This window comes from Bartonella capreoli, from assembly GCF_902813205.1.
In the GTDB taxonomy this organism is placed as follows: Bacteria; Pseudomonadota; Alphaproteobacteria; order Rhizobiales; family Rhizobiaceae; genus Bartonella; species Bartonella schoenbuchensis.
This window is the reverse complement of the sequence record NZ_CADDZX010000129.1, coordinates 1-533: the sequence shown is the minus strand read 5'-3', so window position 1 is coordinate 533 and position 533 is coordinate 1. Positions and strand designations below refer to the sequence as shown.

The window sequence follows — 533 nt, the reverse complement described above, 5'->3', positions numbered from 1 at the left end:
CACCCCCACCCTTTCCTAACAACTTTCAACACAAGCGTGATTCACGCCACACGTGAATTGCATCTCAATGTAAGGAGAAAAGATATGGCGCCTCGTCCAGCTGCTATAACGCAACCAGCCATTGCACGCGCTTTAAGAGAAGCTAAAAAACAAGGTTGTGAACTCGTAGAAATCAAACCTACCGGTGAACTGCTTATCTATCTCAAATCCGATATCCCAATACCAAATTCAGTTAACCAACCAGACAAACTTTTAGATTGGTCAAAGAATGAATATTACGAAACCGCACGCTCTAAGATGTAAAAGTGCTTATGCCTAAACCACGCCCTCCGCATCTCGTTAAACAAATTACTCAACATGGCAAAATTGTATGGTATGTACGTATTGGTCATGGCAAACGCATTAGAATACGCGGTACCTATGGAACGCAAGAGTTTGTTGATAACTACAAAAGCGCACTTGCCGAGTTACAAGGGCTTATACTTCCTAAATCAAAAACTGGTAAACTTGTTGAAGGGTCATTTGCATGGCTG

Annotated in this window: 1 protein-coding gene and 1 pseudogene; both read left to right on the top strand. The window is 42.2% G+C overall.

Annotated features, from left to right (window positions below; translation table 11 throughout):
* The first annotated feature begins 84 nt into the window (after positions 1-84).
* Entirely contained in the window at positions 85-303 is a 219-nt protein-coding gene (locus tag J7R05_RS07680; protein WP_208541811.1) for a hypothetical protein, read from the top strand.
* Positions 304-311: 8 nt separating this feature from the next.
* Positions 312-533 (top strand): annotated as a pseudogene (locus tag J7R05_RS07675) (tyrosine-type recombinase/integrase); the annotation flags it as partial.